This is a genomic window from Rhodococcus sp. (in: high G+C Gram-positive bacteria) (assembly GCF_049286785.1).
GTDB lineage: Bacteria > Actinomycetota > Actinomycetes > Mycobacteriales > Mycobacteriaceae > Rhodococcus_F.
Window position 1 is genome coordinate 1 of the sequence record NZ_JBAQEO010000251.1, and the last position, 1,548, is coordinate 1,548.

The following is a 1,548-nucleotide window of genomic DNA, read 5'->3' on the forward strand; positions in this document are numbered from 1 at the left end:
GACCCTTCCCCGCGGGCGGTCCTGATCTACGCTTTCCTTCGAGGCAATGCTGATTTCCCATCCGCTCACCAGAGGAGAATCGACATGCTCAAAGGGTTCAAGGACTTCCTGCTCCGCGGAAACGTGCTCGACCTCGCAGTCGCCGTCGTGGTCGGTGCCGCGTTCACCGCCATCGTCACGGCGTTCACCGCAAACATCATCAACCCGCTGATTGCGGCCGTCGGCGGTGACAACGACATGGGCTGGGGCTACCAGCTGATTTCCGACAACCCGGCCACGTTCATCAACATCGGCGCCGTGATCACGGCCATCATCAACTTCGTCATCATCGCCGCGGTGGTCTACTTCGTGCTCATCCTGCCCGCCAACGCCGCGAAGAATCGGTTCGCCACCGAACCTGCCGACAAGAAGGCCAGCGAGGCCGATCTCCTCATCCAGATTCGCGACATCCTCGAGACGAGTCTCTCCGGTAACGGCGCCGGGCCGTCCGAAACCGGTGCACACATGAAGACGTCCGACGAGGATGCCACCCTCTACAAGGAACCCCAGTAGCGTTCTTCACAGACCCCGGGCCCGCGCAACAGAAGTCGCACGGGCCCGAAGTACTTTCTCGGAGATCAGCCGATGCTGAAGGGCTGCCCCCACAGGGTGACTGTGCTACTCACATTCTCGGTCTCGACATCGACGGTGACGTAGGCGCGCGCCTGGGCGTAGCCGGCGCAACCGCTGACACCGAGCATGGAATCGGCCCAGGTGACCGAACCACTACTGCCCTCGAACGAGTTCGCACCGGAGTGCGACTCGCCGCCGTAAGGATCGGCGGACTCGAGATCGAGGACGTCGACGCTCACGGCCTGGCCGGGCCCAAGGGTGACGGCGCCGCTACCGCCGACGTTGGGCACAGGTAGCACTCCCGCTGCGAGATCGCTTGCGGCGATCTCGGAGTCGACGCCAGCGCCGGCTTCCGCACCGAAGTCGACCTGGCAGGCCAGGACGTAGCCGGGGGTGATATCCGCACCCTCCGCGCCGGCGCCGTCGAGGCTGACCGCGGCCTTGCCACTGACCCACACGTTGCGGTGCAACGGAGTCGAACCCAGCGACGGCGAGATGTTCGCACTCTCGTCGGTCAGATTCACCGTCACCACGGTGCCGTCAGCGAGTGTCTGCGTGATCGAACCACCAGGCAGCGGAACGAACGTGTCCGCACTGGCCACACCAGCGGAGAAGAAACCCATGGCAACGGCCGTAGCAAGGCCGACACCGGCCAGCCGCAGACCGTTCTTACGATTGATGATCATTGTTCCCCTCTAAGGGTAGATAACTCGCACACGCGAGAAGGTGGGTGTGAAGAACTGCAAAAGGACCGAAATCAGCCGATGCTGAACGGGGCACCGTACAGAACGGTCTTCGAGTAGTCGTTACCCACGATCTCCACGACCGAGTACGACCGAGCCTGCGCGAATCCACCGCACTTCTGCACCTGCAGCTCCGCATCCTGGTACTGCAGCGCGTACACGCCGTCCTTCTTGATGTCCTTGCCACCGAGGG

Annotated in this window: 3 protein-coding genes; 1 reads left to right on the plus strand and 2 read right to left on the minus strand. The window is 63.1% G+C overall.

Annotated elements, in window-relative coordinates; translation table 11 throughout:
- Positions 1 to 84: 84 nt before the first annotated feature.
- On the plus strand, positions 85 to 552 hold the full coding sequence (mscL, locus tag WAW17_RS10205) for a large conductance mechanosensitive channel protein MscL (RefSeq protein ID WP_422332868.1): 468 nt from the start codon (positions 85 to 87) through the stop codon (positions 550 to 552).
- 65 nt (positions 553 to 617) lie between these two features.
- Here the strand turns inward: mscL and WAW17_RS10210 are convergent, their stop codons facing one another.
- Positions 618 to 1,298 carry an MspA family porin gene (locus WAW17_RS10210; protein ID WP_422332869.1) on the minus strand — a complete coding sequence of 227 codons (681 nt, stop codon included), beginning with the start codon at positions 1,296 to 1,298 and terminating at the stop codon, positions 618 to 620.
- A gap of 71 nt (positions 1,299 to 1,369) precedes the next feature.
- On the minus strand, positions 1,370 to 1,548 hold a 179-nt coding region (locus tag WAW17_RS10215), incomplete at its 5' end, for an MspA family porin (RefSeq protein WP_422332870.1).

Excerpts from the sequence above, each read along its gene's own strand:
- mscL (WP_422332868.1), top strand. The coding sequence starts at position 85 with ATGCTCAAAGGGTTCAAGGACTTCCTGCTCCGCGGAAACGTGCTCGAC.
- WAW17_RS10210 (WP_422332869.1), bottom strand. The coding sequence starts at position 1,298 with ATGATCATCAATCGTAAGAACGGTCTGCGGCTGGCCGGTGTCGGCCTT.